General features: G+C 36.5%; 19 protein-coding genes and 4 tRNA genes. All 23 read left to right on the top strand.

Annotated features, from left to right (window positions below; genetic code table 11):
* Positions 1–16 precede the first annotated feature (16 nt).
* The 23 genes from EUC40_RS25975 to EUC40_RS26085 all read left to right on the top strand — a co-directional run bounded on the left by EUC40_RS25975 (position 17) and on the right by EUC40_RS26085 (position 18481).
* Positions 17–214, top strand: a complete 198-nt coding sequence (locus EUC40_RS25975; RefSeq protein WP_000436054.1) for a DUF951 domain-containing protein — start codon at positions 17–19, stop codon at positions 212–214.
* Positions 215–328: 114 nt separating this feature from the next.
* Complete coding sequence (ychF, locus tag EUC40_RS25980; protein ID WP_000524657.1) at positions 329–1429, top strand: redox-regulated ATPase YchF; 1101 nt, start codon at positions 329–331, stop codon at positions 1427–1429.
* Between the two features lie 191 nt (positions 1430–1620).
* Positions 1621–1911, top strand: coding sequence for a 30S ribosomal protein S6 (gene rpsF, locus EUC40_RS25985; protein WP_001233782.1), 291 nt, complete (start codon positions 1621–1623; stop codon positions 1909–1911).
* Between the two features lie 26 nt (positions 1912–1937).
* Positions 1938–2459 (top strand): single-stranded DNA-binding protein, encoded by a 522-nt coding sequence (gene ssb / locus EUC40_RS25990; protein ID WP_002113227.1) that lies wholly within the window; start codon positions 1938–1940, stop codon positions 2457–2459.
* 45 nt (positions 2460–2504) lie between these two features.
* Complete coding sequence (rpsR, locus tag EUC40_RS25995; RefSeq protein WP_000918873.1) at positions 2505–2738, top strand: 30S ribosomal protein S18; 234 nt, start codon at positions 2505–2507, stop codon at positions 2736–2738.
* An 80-nt stretch (positions 2739–2818) separates the two neighbouring features.
* Positions 2819–3754, top strand: a complete 936-nt coding sequence (locus EUC40_RS26000; RefSeq protein ID WP_071711685.1) for a YybS family protein — start codon at positions 2819–2821, stop codon at positions 3752–3754.
* Positions 3755–3832: 78 nt separating this feature from the next.
* Positions 3833–5806 (top strand): DHH family phosphoesterase, encoded by a 1974-nt coding sequence (locus EUC40_RS26005; protein WP_001113893.1) that lies wholly within the window; start codon positions 3833–3835, stop codon positions 5804–5806.
* Positions 5803–6249 carry a 50S ribosomal protein L9 gene (rplI, locus tag EUC40_RS26010; RefSeq protein ID WP_071711684.1) on the top strand — a complete coding sequence of 149 codons (447 nt, stop codon included), beginning with the start codon at positions 5803–5805 and terminating at the stop codon, positions 6247–6249. Before EUC40_RS26005 ends, rplI begins: the two co-directional genes overlap by 4 nt.
* 27 nt (positions 6250–6276) lie before the next feature.
* Positions 6277–7638: a replicative DNA helicase gene (gene dnaB / locus EUC40_RS26015; RefSeq protein ID WP_001286242.1), complete on the top strand. Its 1362-nt coding sequence runs from the start codon at positions 6277–6279 to the stop codon at positions 7636–7638.
* 215 nt (positions 7639–7853) lie between these two features.
* Complete coding sequence (locus tag EUC40_RS26020; protein ID WP_156576876.1) at positions 7854–9143, top strand: adenylosuccinate synthase; 1290 nt, start codon at positions 7854–7856, stop codon at positions 9141–9143.
* Positions 9144–9284: 141 nt separating this feature from the next.
* A tRNA-Lys gene (locus EUC40_RS26025) sits at positions 9285–9360 on the top strand.
* A 13-nt stretch (positions 9361–9373) separates the two neighbouring features.
* Positions 9374–9445: transfer RNA gene (locus tag EUC40_RS26030), tRNA-Glu, on the top strand.
* A gap of 21 nt (positions 9446–9466) precedes the next feature.
* Positions 9467–9542, top strand: a tRNA-Asp gene (locus tag EUC40_RS26035).
* Between the two features lie 41 nt (positions 9543–9583).
* Positions 9584–9656: transfer RNA gene (locus EUC40_RS26040), tRNA-Phe, on the top strand.
* Positions 9657–9937: 281 nt separating this feature from the next.
* On the top strand, positions 9938–10645 hold the full coding sequence (walR, locus tag EUC40_RS26045) for a cell wall metabolism DNA-binding response regulator WalR (RefSeq protein ID WP_000971865.1): 708 nt from the start codon (positions 9938–9940) through the stop codon (positions 10643–10645).
* A 3-nt stretch (positions 10646–10648) separates the two neighbouring features.
* Entirely contained in the window at positions 10649–12490 is a 1842-nt protein-coding gene (walK, locus tag EUC40_RS26050; protein WP_071710886.1) for a cell wall metabolism sensor histidine kinase WalK, read from the top strand.
* Entirely contained in the window at positions 12487–13803 is a 1317-nt protein-coding gene (locus EUC40_RS26055; protein ID WP_156576877.1) for a YycH family regulatory protein, read from the top strand. The genes walK and EUC40_RS26055 overlap by 4 nt, the downstream gene beginning before the upstream one ends.
* Entirely contained in the window at positions 13784–14626 is an 843-nt protein-coding gene (locus tag EUC40_RS26060; RefSeq protein ID WP_071710884.1) for a two-component system regulatory protein YycI, read from the top strand. Before EUC40_RS26055 ends, EUC40_RS26060 begins: the two co-directional genes overlap by 20 nt.
* Positions 14610–15404 carry an MBL fold metallo-hydrolase gene (locus EUC40_RS26065; RefSeq protein ID WP_000522832.1) on the top strand — a complete coding sequence of 265 codons (795 nt, stop codon included), beginning with the start codon at positions 14610–14612 and terminating at the stop codon, positions 15402–15404. The genes EUC40_RS26060 and EUC40_RS26065 overlap by 17 nt, the downstream gene beginning before the upstream one ends.
* A 63-nt stretch (positions 15405–15467) precedes the next feature.
* A complete protein-coding gene (locus tag EUC40_RS26070; RefSeq protein ID WP_156576878.1) occupies positions 15468–16643 on the top strand; it encodes a S1C family serine protease in 1176 nt (391 codons plus the stop codon).
* A 53-nt stretch (positions 16644–16696) separates the two neighbouring features.
* Positions 16697–16882: a CxxH/CxxC protein gene (locus EUC40_RS26075; RefSeq protein WP_001052827.1), complete on the top strand. Its 186-nt coding sequence runs from the start codon at positions 16697–16699 to the stop codon at positions 16880–16882.
* 59 nt (positions 16883–16941) lie between these two features.
* Entirely contained in the window at positions 16942–17421 is a 480-nt protein-coding gene (gene rlmH, locus EUC40_RS26080) for a 23S rRNA (pseudouridine(1915)-N(3))-methyltransferase RlmH (RefSeq protein WP_001027003.1), read from the top strand.
* Positions 17422–17602: 181 nt separating this feature from the next.
* Positions 17603–18481, top strand: coding sequence for a radical SAM/SPASM domain-containing protein (locus EUC40_RS26085; RefSeq protein ID WP_000713627.1), 879 nt, complete (start codon positions 17603–17605; stop codon positions 18479–18481).
* Positions 18482–18485: the final 4 nt, after the last annotated feature.

An 18485-nucleotide genomic window follows, 5' to 3' on the forward strand; every position in this document is an offset into this window, starting at 1 on the left:
AGAGGGGATTTGGAGAGTGGAGCAAAAGCAATATAACTTGTATGATGTTGTGGAAATGAAGAAAGCCCATCCTTGTGGTGAGAATCGTTGGAAGATTATTCGTATGGGAATGGATATCCGCGTTAAGTGCGAGGGATGTGACCATTCGGTAATGATTCCTCGAAGAGAGTTTGATCGTAAGGTGAAAAAAATACTTGTGAAGCATGAAGAATAGAGGGAGAGTAACAGTTGCAGTAGGCGGCTGTTACTTTTTTCGTTTTGAGGAAACTTGTCATTTTTTTCGTTACTATCTATAATGATGAAAGATTGAGACATAGGAGTGAAAAATATGGGATTAACGGCTGGGATTGTTGGATTACCTAACGTAGGGAAGTCAACTTTATTTAATGCAATTACACAAGCAGGAGCAGAATCTGCGAACTATCCATTCTGTACAATTGATCCAAACGTAGGGATTGTAGAGGTACCAGATGAGCGTTTAAATAAATTAACGGAATTAGTAGAACCGAAAAAGACTGTTCCGACTGTATTTGAGTTTACTGATATTGCAGGTATCGTAAAAGGCGCTAGTAAAGGTGAAGGTTTAGGAAATAAATTTTTATCTCACATTCGTCAAGTAGATGCAATTTGTCAAGTTGTTCGTTGTTTTGAAGATGAGAATATTACGCACGTTTCAGGAAAAGTAGATCCAATCGATGATATTGAAACAATCAACTTAGAGCTAATCTTAGCAGATTTAGAATCTGTTGATAAACGTATCGAGCGTGTTGCAAAGTTAGCAAGACAAAAAGATAAAGAAGCAGTATATGAGCATGAAATTTTAGTGCGTTTAAAAGAAGCGTTTGAAGAGGGTAAACCAGCTCGTACTGTTGAATTTACAGAAGAGCAAATGAAGATTGTTAAAGGTCTTCATTTACTGACAACGAAAGAAATGTTATACGTAGCAAACGTAAGTGAAGATGATATTATTGACCCTTCTGAAAATAAGTATGTACAAATGGTAAAAGAATTTGCTGCAAATGAAAATTCTCAAGTAATCGTTGTATGTGCGAAAATCGAATCAGAAATTGCTGAGTTAGATGAGGAAGAGAAAAAAGTATTTCTTGAAGAATTAGGCATTGAAGAATCTGGTTTAGATCAATTAATTCGTGCTGCATACGATTTATTAGGTCTTGCTACTTATTTCACAGCTGGTGTACAAGAAGTACGTGCGTGGACGTTTAAACAAGGTATGAAAGCACCACAATGTGCTGGTGTAATTCATACAGACTTTGAGCGTGGATTTATTCGTGCAGAAACTGTTTCTTATGATGATCTAATGACAAATGGTTCTATGACAGCTGCAAAAGAAGCTGGTAAAGTACGTCTAGAAGGAAAAGAGTATATCGTAAAAGACGGAGATGTTATGCACTTCCGTTTCAACGTTTAATTTAATATTTCCTAGGAAAAATAAAGATATGAGCTTGGCAAATATATTATGTGTTTGCCAAGTTTTTTATGTATTGGTGAGTTGATTCATATAACTTACTATGATATAATCTAAACTCGTGAGTAATTACTATAAATTAATTGCTCCTTGCCCATTACGGGCCGTTTAGACCAAAAGGAGGTGAAAGTGTAATGAGAAAGTACGAAATTATGTACATCATTCGTCCTGGCGTTGAAGAAGAAGCTCAAAAGGCTTTAGTTGAACGTTTTGCAGGTGTTTTAACAAACAATGGTGCAGAAATCATTAACACGAAAGAGTGGGGTAAGCGTCGTTTAGCTTACGAAATCAACGACTTACGTGAAGGTTTCTACATGATCTTAAACGTGAACTCTAATTCAGAAGCAATTAACGAATTCGACCGTTTAGCTAAGATCAACGAAGACATCCTTCGTCATATCGTTGTTAAAGAAGAAGAAAAATAATTGATATATAAGGGAGAGTGGTTCGATTGATGAATCGTGTTATCCTCGTTGGTCGTTTAACTAAGGACCCTGACTTACGTTACACGCCCAATGGTGTTGCAGTAGCTACTTTTACGTTAGCTGTGAATCGCGCATTTGCGAATCAACAAGGTGAGCGTGAAGCTGACTTTATTAATTGTGTAATATGGCGTAAACAAGCAGAAAACGTAGCAAATTATTTGAAAAAAGGTAGCTTAGCAGGCGTAGATGGACGTCTTCAAACTCGTAATTACGATGGACAAGATGGTAAACGTGTATATGTAACAGAAGTTCTTGCGGAGAGCGTACAATTTTTAGAGCCGCGTAATGGCGGTGGGGAGCAACGCGGTTCATTCAATCAGCAACCATCAGGAGCTGGTTTCGGTAACCAAAGCTCTAACCCATTTGGTCAATCTAGTAATCCGGGTAACTCAGGTAACACTGGTAACTCTGGATTTACGAAGAATGACGATCCATTTTCAAATGTAGGTCAACCGATCGACATTTCCGACGACGATTTACCGTTCTAATACAGTAAATTTGTTAGTTTTAACAAAGAATGGAGGGAAATAGACATGGCAGGACGCAAAGGTGGACGTGCGAAACGTCGTAAGGTGTGTTTCTTCACAGCTAACGGCATCACTCGCATCGATTATAAAGATGTTGATTTATTAAAACGTTTCGTTTCTGAGCGTGGTAAAATTTTACCTCGTCGTGTAACAGGAACAAGCGCAAAATACCAACGCAAACTTACAGTTGCAATTAAACGTGCTCGTCAAATGGCACTTTTACCATATGTTGGTGAATAATAGCGTATGAAATGCACAGTAGAGTCGGACTCTACTGTGCATTTTGCTATGCTTTTCTTTTTTGAAAGAGAGGTTAGATGATGAAAAGTACGAAATTTATTACTGAAGGTGCGGCGTTATTGGCGATATATGCAATTTTATTGCTTATATCTATGTATGTTCCGATTTTAGGTACAGTTGCAATATTTGCATTGCCGTTACCGTTTATATTATTGACAATAAGGCATAAACTATCTAATGTACTCGTAATTTTTGTAGCGGCACTTTTTATTACAGTTATTGTGAGTCAGCCGATTAGTCTCGTAAAGACAGTGATGTTTGGACTAATAGGTATTGCATTAGGATATATGTATAAAAAAGGGAAGAAACCAGTAGAGCTATTAATAACTGGAACACTTACATACTTAATTGGTATGATGCTTATTTATGTTGGAAGTATAAAGTTTTTCGACATAAATATAATGAAGCAAATGCAAAATATGATTAATGAAAGTATGGCGCAAAGTGAAAAGATAGTAAGTGCTGCTGGTTTGCCAGTTAGTAAGGAACAAAAAGAGTTATTTGCACAAATGAATGATATATTACAAACGCTATTTCCGAGTATACTTGTGCTAGTTTCTGTATGTTTTTCTTGGATCACCTTAATATTATCAGGTAGTGTTTTGAGAAAATTAAAGTATGACGTTACACCTTGGCCTAAATTTAAAGATATACAATTGCCAAAGAGTATTGTCTGGTATTACGTTATATTTATTTTGTTAGCAACTTTTATAAAAGTAGAACCAACATCATATTTACATATGGCATTTTCTAATCTATATGTCATATTTGCGCTGCTACTCGTATTGCAAGGTTTGACATTTATCACCTTTTTAGCGCATAAAAAAGGTTTTACTAAAGGGGTTCCTATTATTAGTTTTATTGTCTGCATGTTTATCCCGATGCTGTTTCCTCTTGTGACAATCTTAGGTATAATTGATTTAGGGATTTCATTGCGTTCTAAAATAGGGGAATAAAATAATATTCCTTATACTATTTTAATCTGTTGAACTAACTGAAAGATAAGTTAGTTTTACTTTATAGGAGTTGTATACATGCCTGAATTTTATAAGAAACAGTGGTTTTTATATCCTGTTTATGTATTGGCATTTTTTGTGTTTGTGCTCATTTCGATCCTCTGTTACTTTCATTTGATTATGGGGATAGCTGCCTTTTTTGTTTTTTGTATCGTACTTTTTGTTGTTGTGCGCTTTGAGCTTACCTTTCAAAGGAATTTCGAAAAACATACGACAGATATGATCACAAGGGTAAAGAAAGTGAGTAATGAAGCGTTTAACCAAATGCCTATTGGTATTTTGTTATACAATAAGGATTATGGGATTGATTGGGCAAATCCTTATTTATCTTCATGTCTAGGGCAACATGCATTAGCTGGATGGCACCTTTACGATGTATCAGAAACGTTACTTCTTTTTATTAAGGGGGAAACATCTGATGATATAGTCTCTTTGAATAATCGAAAGTTCCGTGTTTTTGTAAGAAAAGAAGAAAAGTTAATTTATTTCTTTGATGTAACGGAACAAACAGAGATCGAAAAGATGTATGAGGATCAACGTACTGTGTTGGCTGTCATTTATTTAGATAATTATGATGAGGTTACACAAGGGTTAGATGATCAATTACGTACGAATATAACAAGTCTTGTGACATCTAGATTAAATGAATGGGCTCTTAAGTATGGGGCGTATTTAAAACGTGCATCTTCTGAAAGATTCTTCGTTGTGCTAAATGAAAGCATTTTAGCGCAAATGGAGAAAGGGAAATTTAGCATTTTAGATCAGGTGCGTGAAGAAACATCCAAAAGGAATATTCCTCTTACATTAAGTGTAGGTGTCGGATCAGGTGATTTACCTTTATCAGAGCTTGGAGCAATGGCTCAATCTGGTTTAGACCTTGCGCTTGGCCGTGGTGGAGATCAAGTAGCCATTAAACAAGCAACAGGTAAAGTTAAATTTTATGGCGGTAAGACAAATCCGGTTGAAAAACGTACTCGTGTACGTGCTAGAGTTATTTCGCATGCATTAAAGGATTTAGTATTAGAAAGTAGTAATGTCATTATAATGGGGCATAGAGCTCCTGATATGGATGCGATTGGCGCTGCAATTGGTATTTTAAAGGTAGCTCAATTAAATGAGCGTAAAGGATATATTGTGTTAGATGAAAATGATTCGGATAAGGGAATTAAGCGTTTGATGGATAAAGTGAAACAAAATGAAGAATTATGGTCACACTTTATTACACCAGTACAAGCGATGGAATTTGCAAATGATGATTCCTTACTTGTTGTTGTTGATACGCATAAACCTTCCATGGTGATGGAGGAAAAACTGTTACATAAAATTGAGAATGTAGTGGTTATTGACCATCACCGCCGAGGAGAAGACTTTATTGAAGATCCATTGCTTGTTTACATGGAACCATATGCTTCTTCGACGGCAGAGCTTGTTACAGAACTACTTGAGTATCAACCGAAAAATTTAAAGATGACGATGTTAGAAGCAACAGCATTGTTAGCGGGGATTATTGTTGATACGAAAAGTTTTACATTCCGGACAGGTGCTCGTACATTTGATGCTGCTTCTTATTTACGCTCACATGGTGCAGACACTGTACTTGTACAAGAATTGTTAAAAGAAGATATGGATCAGTATTTACGAGTTGCAAAAGCTATTAAAAATGCGTACATTTATAAAAATGGAATTGCAATTGCAAAAGTTGATAGTGATGATTACTACGACCAAGTGCTTATTGCGCAATCAGCGGACACGCTATTAACAATGACAGGTATTATCGCATCATTTGTTATCGCGAAACGTGGAGAGAATTTCATTGGGATTAGCGGCAGGTCTTTAGGTGAAGTGAACGTGCAGCTAGTTATGGAAAATTTAGGCGGTGGCGGGCATTTGACGAATGCAGCCACACAAATGAAAAATGTTACAGTAGATGAAGCTGAGGAGAAGCTTCAATTTGTTATTGATGACTATTTACAGGGAGGCACACAATCATGAAAGTAATTTTTCTAAAAGACGTAAAAGGTAAAGGTAAAAAAGGAGAAGTGAAAAACGTACCGGATGGTTATGCAAATAACTTCTTACTAAAACAAGGTTTAGCTGCTGAAGCGACAAACAGCAGTATGAAAACGTTAGAAGCTCAAAAGCGCAAAGAAGAAAAAGATGCAGCAGCAGAGCTTGAAAGTGCAAAACAATTAAAAGAAACGTTAGAGAAATTAACTGTAGAATTAAAGGCTAAATCTGGAGAAGGTGGACGTCTATTCGGTTCAATTACAAGTAAACAAATCGTAGATGCAATGCAAAAATCACACAAGATTAAACTTGATAAGCGTAAATTTGAAATGGATGATGCAATTCGTGCATTAGGCTATACAAATGTTACTGTGAAATTGCATCCGCAAGTAACAGCAGCAGTAAAAGTTCATGTTAGTGAACAATAAAAATAAGCTAAGCAAGGAGGATTGCGCATGAGTGATGTAATGGCTGATCGTACCCCTCCGCATAATATAGAAGCTGAACAGGCGGTTTTAGGGGCCATATTAATTGATCAAGATGCGTTAACGTCAGCATCGGAACTATTGGTACCTGACTCATTTTATCGAACGAAACATCAAAAGATTTTTGAAGTCATGCTTGGGTTATCTGATAAAGGAGAACCGATTGACTTAGTAATAATGACATCAGCAATGGCTGATCAAGGATTATTAGAAGAAGTTGGTGGGGTTTCTTACTTAGCAGAATTAGCAGAAGTTGTTCCAACTGCTGCTAACGTTGAATATTATGCACGAATTATCGCTGAAAAGGCGCTGTTACGTCGTTTGATTCGCACAGCGACTCATATCGTATCTGATGGATACGAGAGAGAAGATGACGTGGATGGCCTTTTAAATGAGGCTGAGAAAAAGATATTAGAAGTATCTCATCAAACGAATGCGAAAGCATTCCAAAATATTAAAGACGTTCTTGTAGATGCTTACGATAAAATCGAACTTTTGCATAATCAAAAGGGTGAAGTTACTGGGATACCAACTGGGTTTACTGAATTAGATAAGATGACGGCGGGGTTCCAGCGAAATGATTTAATCATCGTGGCAGCACGTCCATCGGTAGGGAAAACGGCATTTTCATTAAATATCGCACAAAACGTAGCGACGAAAACAGATGAAAATGTAGCGATTTTTAGTCTAGAGATGGGCTCTGATCAACTTGTTATGCGTATGCTTTGTGCAGAAGGAAATATTGATGCACAAAGACTTCGTACCGGTTCATTAACTTCTGATGATTGGGCGAAATTAACGATGGCGATGGGTAGCCTTTCTAATGCCGGTATCTATATTGATGATACGCCAGGGATTAAAGTAAATGAGATTCGAGCGAAATGTCGTAGATTAAAGCAAGAACAAGGTCTTGGGATGGTTTTGATTGACTATTTACAGCTTATTCAAGGAAGCGGGAAATCAGGAGAAAACCGTCAGCAGGAAGTATCTGAGATTTCTCGTACACTAAAAGGGATTGCACGTGAATTGCAAGTGCCTGTTATTGCTTTGTCGCAGTTATCTCGTGGTGTAGAATCTCGTCAAGATAAACGTCCGATGATGTCTGATATTCGTGAATCGGGAAGTATCGAGCAGGATGCTGATATTGTAGCCTTCCTATATCGTGAGGATTACTATGATCGCGAAACAGAAAACAAAAATACAATTGAGATTATTATTGCAAAGCAGCGTAACGGTCCGGTAGGCTCAGTAGAGCTTGCGTTTGTTAAAGAGTTCAATAAGTTCGTAAACTTAGAACGTCGCTTTGAGGATGGACATGCGCCGCCTGCATAAAAGCAGTATAAAAAAGAAACACATTTCTTATAATAAGATGTGTTTCTTTTTTTTTATAGGAAAGATAAGGCTTTCACAAGAGAAATGTATATTTCTTACGAACGAAAATGTTTTTTGATAAAAAAATGTTCGCTTTTTGGTTGACTTCTCTTTCGGTTTTGGTACAATTATATTGTTTGAATAGATCGTTTGAAAATTGCGGAGGTGCTTGAATAATGTCTTCAGTAGTAGTTGTAGGAACACAATGGGGCGATGAAGGAAAAGGTAAAATTACTGACTTTCTTTCTGAGCATGCGGAAGTAGTTGCAAGATATCAAGGTGGAAATAACGCGGGACACACAATTGTTTTCGGCGGAGTTAAATATAAATTACACTTAATCCCATCTGGTATTTTCTATAAAGAAAAAATTTGTGTAATCGGAAACGGCTTAGTAGTAGATCCGAAAGCATTACTTGAAGAGTTAAAATACTTACACGATCGTGGTGTAAGTACTGATAATTTACGCGTAAGTAACCGTGCGCACGTTATTTTACCTTATCACTTAAAACAAGATGAGTTAGAAGAAGCAAGTAAAGGTGATAACAAAATCGGTACAACGAAAAAAGGTATCGGCCCTGCATATATGGATAAAGCTGCTCGTATCGGTATCCGTATGGCTGACCTTTTAGACCGTGAAGCATTTAAAGAGAAGCTTGAGCGCAATTTAGTAGAAAAAAATCGCTTGTTTGAAAAAATGTATGATACAGAAGGTTTCAGTGTAGAAGAAATCTTTGAAGAGTACTTCGAGTACGGTCAACAAATCGCGCAATATGTATGTGATACATCTGTTGTATTAAATGATGTATTAGATGATAATCGTCGTGTGTTATTTGAAGGTGCACAAGGCGTTATGCTTGATATTGACCACGGTACGTACCCGTTCGTTACATCTTCTAACCCAATTGCTGGTGGTGTAACAGTGGGAACTGGAGTTGGTCCTGCGAAAGTTACTCGCGTTGTAGGTGTATGTAAAGCATATACAAGCCGCGTTGGTGATGGCCCATTCCCTACTGAACTTCATGATGAAATCGGTCATCAAATTCGTGAAGTTGGTCGTGAGTATGGAACAACAACTGGTCGTCCTCGCCGTGTAGGTTGGTTCGACAGCGTTGTTGTAAGACATGCACGTCGTGTTAGTGGTTTAACGGATTTATCATTAAATTCTATCGACGTTCTAACAGGTATTCCAACTCTTAAAATTTGTGTTGCTTACAAATACAATGGCGAAGTTATCGATGAAGTTCCAGCAAACTTAAACATTTTAGCGAAATGTGAGCCTGTATACGAAGAGCTTTCAGGTTGGACAGAAGATATTACTGGTGTAAAATCATTAGATGAGCTTCCTGAAAATGCACGAAAATACGTAGAGCGTGTTTCTGAGCTAACAGGAATTCAATTATCTATGTTCTCAGTTGGACCAGATCGTAATCAAACAAATATCGTTCGTAACGTATACGAAGCTTAATTGATATTTTTCCGAAAAAACTCATGTCCGCATGAGTTTTTTCTTATCTTTTATAAAAAAATAAAAAAAGGTATTGCAAAAATAAAAGATACTATGTTATGATACATCTTGTCGTCACGAAAATATGACGTTGGTGAGTATGAGCCATTAGCTCAGTTGGTAGAGCATCTGACTTTTAATCAGAGGGTCGAAGGTTCGAGTCCTTCATGGCTCACCATTTTATTTTTCGTGGCCCGTTGGTCAAGTGGTTAAGACACCGCCCTTTCACGGCGGTAACACGGGTTCGAATCCCGTACGGGTCATGTTTTTTTATGTTCATTTTTGGTCCCGTGGTGTAGTGGTTAACATGCCTGCCTGTCACGCAGGAGATCGCCGGTTCGACCCCGGTCGGGACCGCCACTTTTGTTTATACCACCATTAGTGGTTTTATATATAGTTTTGGCTCGGTAGCTCAGTCGGTAGAGCAGAGGACTGAAAATCCTCGTGTCGGCGGTTCGATTCCGTCCCGAGCCACTCTCAGGATATTAAGTGGGCCCACTTAATATCCTTTTTATTTGTGTAATTTTACAAAAGCGGGTAGTTATTTTAAAATAGAATGAGGAGCCTCTAGCAGTTGAAGCTAGAGGTTTTTCTATAGATCGTATAGGATTCCGTGTAAAAGTGGATCATACATGAGTCTGTGAGAATAGAGGAGAAAGTACTTAAGCAAAAGATGCGGTCATATAGGGACATACTATGTAGACATCAATGTGTTTAGGGATATTGACCATATTTTTATAAGGAGGAAATAGACGATGATGGGAAAGAAAATTTTAGTAGTTGATGATGAAAAGCCGATTGCGGATATTTTGAAGTTCAACCTAGAAAAAGAAGGTTTTGAAATTGTAATGGCGCATGATGGTGATGAAGCGATTGAAAAAGCGAATGAAGAACAGCCAGATATGGTTTTATTAGATATTATGCTACCAGGTAAAGATGGCTTAGAGGTTTGCCGTGAAATACGTAAAAGCTCAGAAATGCCAATTATTATGCTTACAGCAAAAGATTCTGAAATTGATAAAGTATTAGGGCTTGAGCTTGGGGCAGATGATTATGTAACGAAGCCGTTTAGTACGAGGGAATTACTAGCTCGTGTGAAGGCGAATTTACGTCGCCATCAGCAAGGTGGTGCTGCAGAAAAAGAAGAAAATACAGAAATGGTTATTGGACCAATTGTTATTAATCCAAATGCCTATAGTGTAACAAAGCGTGAAGAAAATATTGAGCTTACACATCGTGAATTTGAATTACTACATTATTTAGCTAAACATTTAGGACAGGTTATGACACGTGAACATTTATTACAAACAGTTTGGGGTTATGACTACTTTGGAGATGTTCGTACAGTAGACGTAACAGTACGTCGTTTACGTGAAAAAATTGAAGATAATCCAAGTCATCCTACTTTAATTGTAACTAGACGTGGAGTAGGGTATTACTTGCGTGACCCAGAGCAGGAATAGTATATGAAGAAAGTTGGTTTTTTTCAATCTATTCATTTAAAATTTGTACTCATATATATGCTATTAATATTGATAGCTATGCAGGTTATTGGGGTATATTTCGTAAGAGAGTTAGAAAAGAGTCTTGTACAAGGTTTTAGAGATTCTTTAACGCAGCAAACGAACTTATTAGCATATAACTTGAAACAAGAGTTTAAAAAAAGTTATACAAAAGCAGAAACAGAGTCAACAGATGAAACGATTAAAACTTCAATTCGAAAATTTGCCTCTGATCGAAAGAAAGATATTCAAGAGGTCAGTGTATTTGATTCGCATAGAAAGTTACTAGCTATTTCAGATGAATCGAAGCAAAATAAGGTGAATAGAACCTCAACTGATATAGCTGTTCAGCGGGTATTGGTGCAAAAAAAGCCTGAAGTAAAAATTGAGAAAGATGGTCGCACGGGCCATCGTGTTCAAGTTATGATTACTCCTATTCTGGATGATAACAACAAAGATGCACTTGGTGTTATTTATGTTGTTGCATCTATGGAAGATGTTTATAAGCAGATGAAGGATATTAATCAAATTTTTGCAACGGGAACCGTTATTGCATTGCTCGTAACAGCTGTACTTGGAATTTTGTTGGCTCAAACTATTACGAGACCAATTTCAGATATGCGAAGACAAGCAATTGAAATGGCAAAAGGAAACTATTCGAGAAAAGTAAAAGTGCATAGCCATGATGAAATTGGACAACTAGCATTATCTTTCAATAATTTATCAAAAAAATTACAACAAGCCCGTTCTTCAACAGAAAGTGAAAGACGTAAATTATCATCCGTTTTATCACATATGACAGATGGAGTAATTGCTACTGACCGAAAAGGAGATATTATTTTATTAAATGATCCTGCGGAAAAAATGCTAAATGTTTCGCGTGAAACAGCGCTCGATCAATCTGTTTTAGAAGTATTAGGGATACAAGAAGAGTTTACGCTTGATCATTTATACGAAGAACCAGATTCGGTTTTATTAGATTTTAGTACAAGAAATGAACCTTATATTTTACGTGCTAGTTTCTCGGTTATTCAAAAAGAGACTGGGAAGGCAAATGGTTTAATTGCTGTATTATACGATGTAACAGAGCAGGAGCGTATAGAGCGAGAACGCCGTGAGTTTGTGGCGAACGTCTCTCATGAATTAAGAACACCATTAACAACAATGCGTAGTTACTTAGAGGCGCTTACGGATGGGGCATGGCAAGATCCGAATATTGCACCGCAATTTTTAACAGTTACACAAGAAGAAACAGAAAGAATGATTAGACTTGTAAATGCGTTGTTGCAACTATCTAAACTCGATAGTACAGAACATCGTTTAATGAAAGAATGGGTCGACTTTACTGACTTCTTTAATAACGTTATTGATCGATTTGAAATGTCTAAAGAGCAAAATGTAAGTTTCAAGCGATCTTTCTCGAAAAAGTCTCGATTTATTGATATGGATACGGACAAAATTACTCAAGTGTTGTATAACATTATTTCTAATGCGTTAAAGTATTCACCAGAAGGTGGAACGGTAACATATCGCTTACGTGATCGTGGTGATTTATTAGAGATTAGTGTAAGTGACCAAGGAATGGGTATTCCGAAAGAAAACGTTGATAAAATCTTTGAACGCTTTTATCGCGTAGATAAAGCACGTTCAAGACAAATGGGTGGTACAGGACTTGGATTAGCGATTGCGAAAGAAATGATTGAGGCACATGGTGGTTCGATTTGGGCGAAAAGTGAGGAAGGAAAAGGGACGACTATTTACTTCACATTGCCGATGGCAGCGGATGAAGAGGACGATTGGGAATGAGTATGGAAAACTTTAAAACGATAGTTTTAATTAATTTAGTTGTAATTAGTCTATTCCTTACTTTTAACTTGTGGACATATGTGCCAGACTCCACTTCCATGCAAAATGCAAAATTTGTGCAGGGTAATGAAGGAACCAGTCAAACGAAAATTTCCGATGTAATCCGTCCCACTTCTATCATCGTGCATAAAGATAAAAATCATTATGGGAGCAAAAGAGAGGAAGATATAGAGTCAATCTATAGACCTTTGGAAACAGGAGAGTTACATGATTTTAGAGAAATCTCGGTTGCTAAGGGTGATTTCCTTTCTTATGTACATGGTGAAGGGAAAATTGAGCTTCTTTTTCCTACTAATATCCCATTTGATGCAGTCAAATCTATGTTTAATCTGAAAGAGAAAAGTATAGATAAGCCTAAACATTTTAATCGTATTATTCTTGATCCTTCTCGAAGTAGGGATCAGGAAATTAAAATTAACTTTGTGTCTTATGACGATAACTTTAGAATATATGAAGCAAAATTAAGTGGTGTGTATTTAAAAGATATTGTTAATGCACAAAATCAATTTATAGTATCAGCAAAACCATATTTTGATTATCAAATTAATGATACGAAAAAGTTGTTTTTACCGGATGGAACGACAGAATTAAACAATATCACATATATTTCATCTAATTTAGCGGTGGATACATTTAAAAATGCTCTTTTTAGCGATCCACGTTATTTGAGTCCTATTACAGAGGAATCGAAAGAAACATTTACAGATGGTATTAGATCCATGGAGATTGAACACGATCATCACATGCTAAAGTATAAAAACTCTTCTGTATCAAATGAGAAACCTATAGATAATTTAATGCTTTTACAAAAAAGTTTTGAATTTGTAAGTGGTCACAGTGGGAGCTTGGATTCATATCGTTTAGATTATGTGAATAAAGGACAGACAGTGTTTCGTTTGCATGAAGATGGATATTCCGTATTCAATACGGATGGATTAGCTGAATTAAGACAAGTATGGGGATCAGAAGAAGTGATGGAATATGAAAGACCGTTGCTATCTTTAAATACGAAGGGCATAGAACAGAATGTTACCCTTCCATCAGGTCACGTTGTGATAGCATCCTTAGAAAAGAATACAGAGATAAATAAACAATTAATTAAAGACATTGGTATTGGGTACAAGTTATCACTAGATGGGCAAGTAGTTCGATTACAGCCAATTTGGTATGTAAAGCTTGCTGAAGATGAGGCTGGTAAACAAAAAATATATGAGTGGAGTGAGGGAGGACTAAATGGATTGGGATCGGATTAAAACCATATTTATTGTGACCTTTTTTGTTTTGGACCTCTTTCTCATTTTTCAATTCATTCAAAAGCAAGATAGTAATCAATTGGAGCTTATTGCAGAAACAAAAATAGATCAAGAATTAAAAGCAAACAAAATTACTATGGGTAATTTCCCTAAAGAACCGAAAAAAGAGTCGTTTATTAGGGCAGAAAACAAGGCCTTTAAAGAAGAAGATATACAGTCTTTAAAAAATCAAACGGCGCATATGCAAAATATGTACAAGATAGAAAGTAAGTTAAAAGAACCTTTTTTAAATACAAAATCATTATCAAAAGATAAGTATAATGAATTTTTGAAGAACTATGTATTAGATGGACAAAAGTATGAGTTTGGAGTGATGAAAGACTCTAAAATTTACTTCTTCCAAAAATATAAAGATAAGCCTATTTTCTATAACGATCAGGCAATGATTGTTGTGGAATTAAATGAAAAAAATGAACTTGTATCGTACACACAGACGATGCTAACGGATTTAAAAGAAATGGGCGAAAGTGAGAAAACGAAACAGCAAGAAATTATTACTGCCCAAACGGCTTTAGAAAATTTATATTTAAAAAATAAAGTTCATGGTAATACGCATGTAAAAGAAGCACAAATCGGTTATGCCACCCTTACCGCATCTACTTCTAATAACCAAGTGCTCGCTCCTACATGGAATTTAAAAACGGATCAGAAGCAGGATTTCTTTGTGAATGCGATTGAAGGACAGGTTATGGAATTAGGGGAAAAGGAAAATCAAGTGGTTGATGAACATACTGGAGTGAGAAAGAATGGGGTTGCATTTTAGCGTACTTGCAAGTGGAAGTACAGGGAATATGCTATATGTAGGAACAGATGAAAAAAAATTACTTGTCGATGCAGGTTTAAGTGGTAAAGCTACAGAGGCTTTATTTAAACAAGCTGAACTGAATATAAACGACATATCAGGCATCCTAGTAACGCATGAGCATAGTGATCATATTAAGGGATTAGGTGTATTGGCGCGTAAATATGATTTACCTGTTTATGCGAACGAGAAAACATGGAATGCAATGGAACATTTAATAGGAAATATCCCAACTGAGCAAAAGTTCATTTTCTCAGTTGGGGATGTGAAAACATTTGGTGATATTGAAGTTGAGTCATTTGGCGTTTCTCATGATGCGGCAGAGCCGATGTTTTATGCTTTTCATAACAATAATAGAAAGTTAGCCCTTATTACAGATACAGGATACGTCAGTGACCGTATGAAAGGTGTTATTAAGGGAGCGAATGCTTTCGTATTTGAAAGTAATCATGATGTGGAAATGCTTCGTATGGGGCGTTATCCGTGGAGCATCAAGCGACGTATTTTAAGCGATGTGGGGCACGTTTGTAATGAGGATGCTGCATTAGCCATGGCGGATGTAATTACAGATGAGACAAAACATATTTATTTAGCACATTTAAGTTTAGATAATAATATGAAAGAGCTAGCTCGCATGTCAGTATCGCAAGTACTGGAGGAAAAGGGGTTTGGAGTAGGAGAATCCTTTGAAATTCACGATACAGATCCAAAAATGCCTACAAAAATTCAATACGTATAATTCTTCATTTTAGTAAACAATAAAGGTGAATATAGTTGTTTTCAGGAAGATGGGTGAACAAATATGTCCTTTATTGATGAAGAAAAATATCGTATAAAACGTGCAGGGAAAAAGAAGCGAAAAGGTATTGTTATTTCTAGCATAGCGGGAACAATTGTTGGAGCTTCATTGTTTGCATTTGGAGCTCCTTTATTTTCAAACAATACGGGATCGCTCCCGCAAGCGGAAGCAAGCGGAAGTAATATGGCTGAAGCTCAAGGGATTAAACAGATTAGCTTTGTGGATGCTGTTGATCGGGCTTCTGAAGCTGTTGTCGGTGTGATTAATATTCAACGAGATGATTTTTCAGAAGCTGATTCTGAAGCAGGTACAGGATCTGGTGTCATTTATAAGAAGACTGGTGATCGTGCTTACATTGTAACAAATAACCATGTTGTTGCTGGAGCGAATCGTATTGAAGTGAGCCTAAGTGACGGTAAAAAAGTTTCAGCAAAAGTATTAGGAACCGATGTAGTCACAGATTTAGCTGTATTAGAAATAGATGCGAAGTATGTGAAAAAAGTAATTGAAATTGGCGATTCTAATACTGTTCGCAGAGGAGAACCGGTTATTGCGATCGGAAACCCACTCGGACTACAATTTTCTGGAACTGTTACACAAGGTATTATTTCAGCTAGTGAACGCATTGTTCCGGTAGATTTGGATCAAGATGGTCATTATGATTGGCAAGTAGAAGTATTGCAAACAGATGCAGCGATTAATCCAGGTAATAGTGGGGGCGCGCTTGTAAATGCAGCGGGGCAATTAATTGGTATTAACTCAATGAAAATTGCGGCAAAAGAAGTAGAAGGAATTGGACTAGCAATTCCGGTTACTAGAGCTGTTCCAATTATGAATGAACTTGAGAAGTACGGAAAAGTAAGAAGACCTTATGTTGGAATTGAACTTAGGTCATTAAATGAAATTCCGAGCTATCATTGGTCGAAAACATTACAGTTACCAGGAAATGTGAAGGAGGGCGTTTGCATTTTAGATGTGAAAAGTCCTTCGCCAGGTGCAGAAGCTGGTTTACGAGAGCATGATGTTATCGTGGCGGTAGATGGAAAACCGATCCGCGATATTATTGGGTTCCGCACGGCCTTATATGATAAGAAAATTAATGATAAAATGACTCTGACGTTTTATCGTGGTACAAAACGAGCAACAACAACAGTGAAGTTAGGCATTCAAAAGTATTAAAAACAGGAGGGCCTACCTCCTGTTTTCTATTGTAGAAAAGTGAGGTGAAGAATATGAATTTACCTTGTTGTTTAGAACATGTGGAATTAGCGCTAGATATTATTGTGGATGAATGTGAAGTTGCACCGGTTATCAACAATGTGGATAACTCTGAAAAAGAGAAAAAAACATGTGAATTTTGTCAAAATGAGGCGACATATGTTGTATCGAACACAGATTCTCACACAATATGTGGGTAACAATTGTGGATATGTGGATAAGTTATGTGGATAACATGTTTGTAAGGTGGGGAATACGTGTGAATATCTCGATTATTTCAATTGGAAAATTAAAAGAAAAATATTTAAAACAAGGTATAGCAGAATACTTAAAACGATTATCTGCATACGCAAAAGTAGAGGTAATTGAATTACCAGATGAGAAGGCACCAGAAAATTTAAGTGAAGCTGAAATGCTAATTGTAAAGGAAAAAGAAGGTATACGTATACTGGATAAAATTTCTGATGATACGCATGTCATTGCGTTAGCGATAGAAGGAAAACAAAAATCATCAGAAGAATTTGCAGTAAGTCTAGATCGTCTTGCTACATATGGAAAGAGTAAAGTGGCATTTGTAATTGGTGGATCACTTGGACTAAGTTCAGAAGTAATGAAGCGTTCAAATGAGTCACTTTCTTTTTCAAAGATGACATTACCACACCAATTAATGCGATTAGTATTGCTTGAGCAAGTGTATAGAGCATTTCGTATTAATCGTGGAGAACCGTATCATAAATAAAATTGCCTTTTGTATATAAAAAGAGTAAAAAAGACCATTGGACAAAAATCACCGATGGTCTTTTGAACATTAATAGGTTGTATGTAGATTTCCTAAAATAAGTATGTTTCTATTTCTAAAAAAATATGCTGTAATATGAAGAGGAAAAATTATAAGTAGTCATAGAAGTGAGGAGTTAAAGGTGAAGAAGTTTAAAAAGTTTTACTTGGAGATTACGAGCGTATGTAATCTTGCGTGCAGCTTTTGTCCGCCGACGGAAAGGCAGAAGCAGTTCATTTCTGTGGAGGATTTTGCTAAAAGATTAGACCAAATTAAACCTCATACAGACTACATTTATTTGCACGTGAAGGGTGAGCCATTGCTGCATCCGAAAATAGACCAGTTATTAGATTTAAGCCATGAAAAAGGGTTTAAAGTTAATATTACAACGAACGGAACGTTAATTAATAAGAGAAGGCATAGACTGTTAAATAAGCCTGCTCTAAGACAAATGAATTTTTCACTGCACAGTTTTGATGGACACCCAGGATCACAGGACAAAGAAGGATATGTAAGAAGTATACTTTCTTTCATTAGAGAGGCGACGAGCCAATCGGATCTAATCGTTTCATTAAGGTTATGGAATTTAACGCAGGATAATAAAACAAATGCTGAAATTCAGAAAAATAGAGATTTATTATCTATAATTGAAAATGAATTTGATCTGCCTTATCAAATTGAAGAGAAGCTTACTCCGGGAAAAGGTATAAAAATTGCGGAACGCGTCTTTATTAATCAGGACTATGAATTCCAGTGGCCGGCATTACATGAGGAAGAGGATGATGGAAAAGGATTCTGTCATGGTCTTCGAAATCAAGCGGGTATTTTAGCAAATGGAACAGTTATTCCTTGTTGCTTAGATGGTGAAGGAATTATTAATCTTGGCAATATTAATAGTGATTCATTTTCTAACATTATAGAAGGTGAAAGAGCACAAAATATTGTAGATGGATTTTCGAAGAGAGTTGCAGTCGAAGAGCTATGTAGGAAATGTGGATACCGAAAAAGATTTGGGAAGTAAATAT

It is taken from the genome of Bacillus luti (assembly GCF_009739945.1).
Lineage (GTDB): Bacteria > Bacillota > Bacilli > Bacillales > Bacillaceae_G > Bacillus_A > Bacillus_A luti.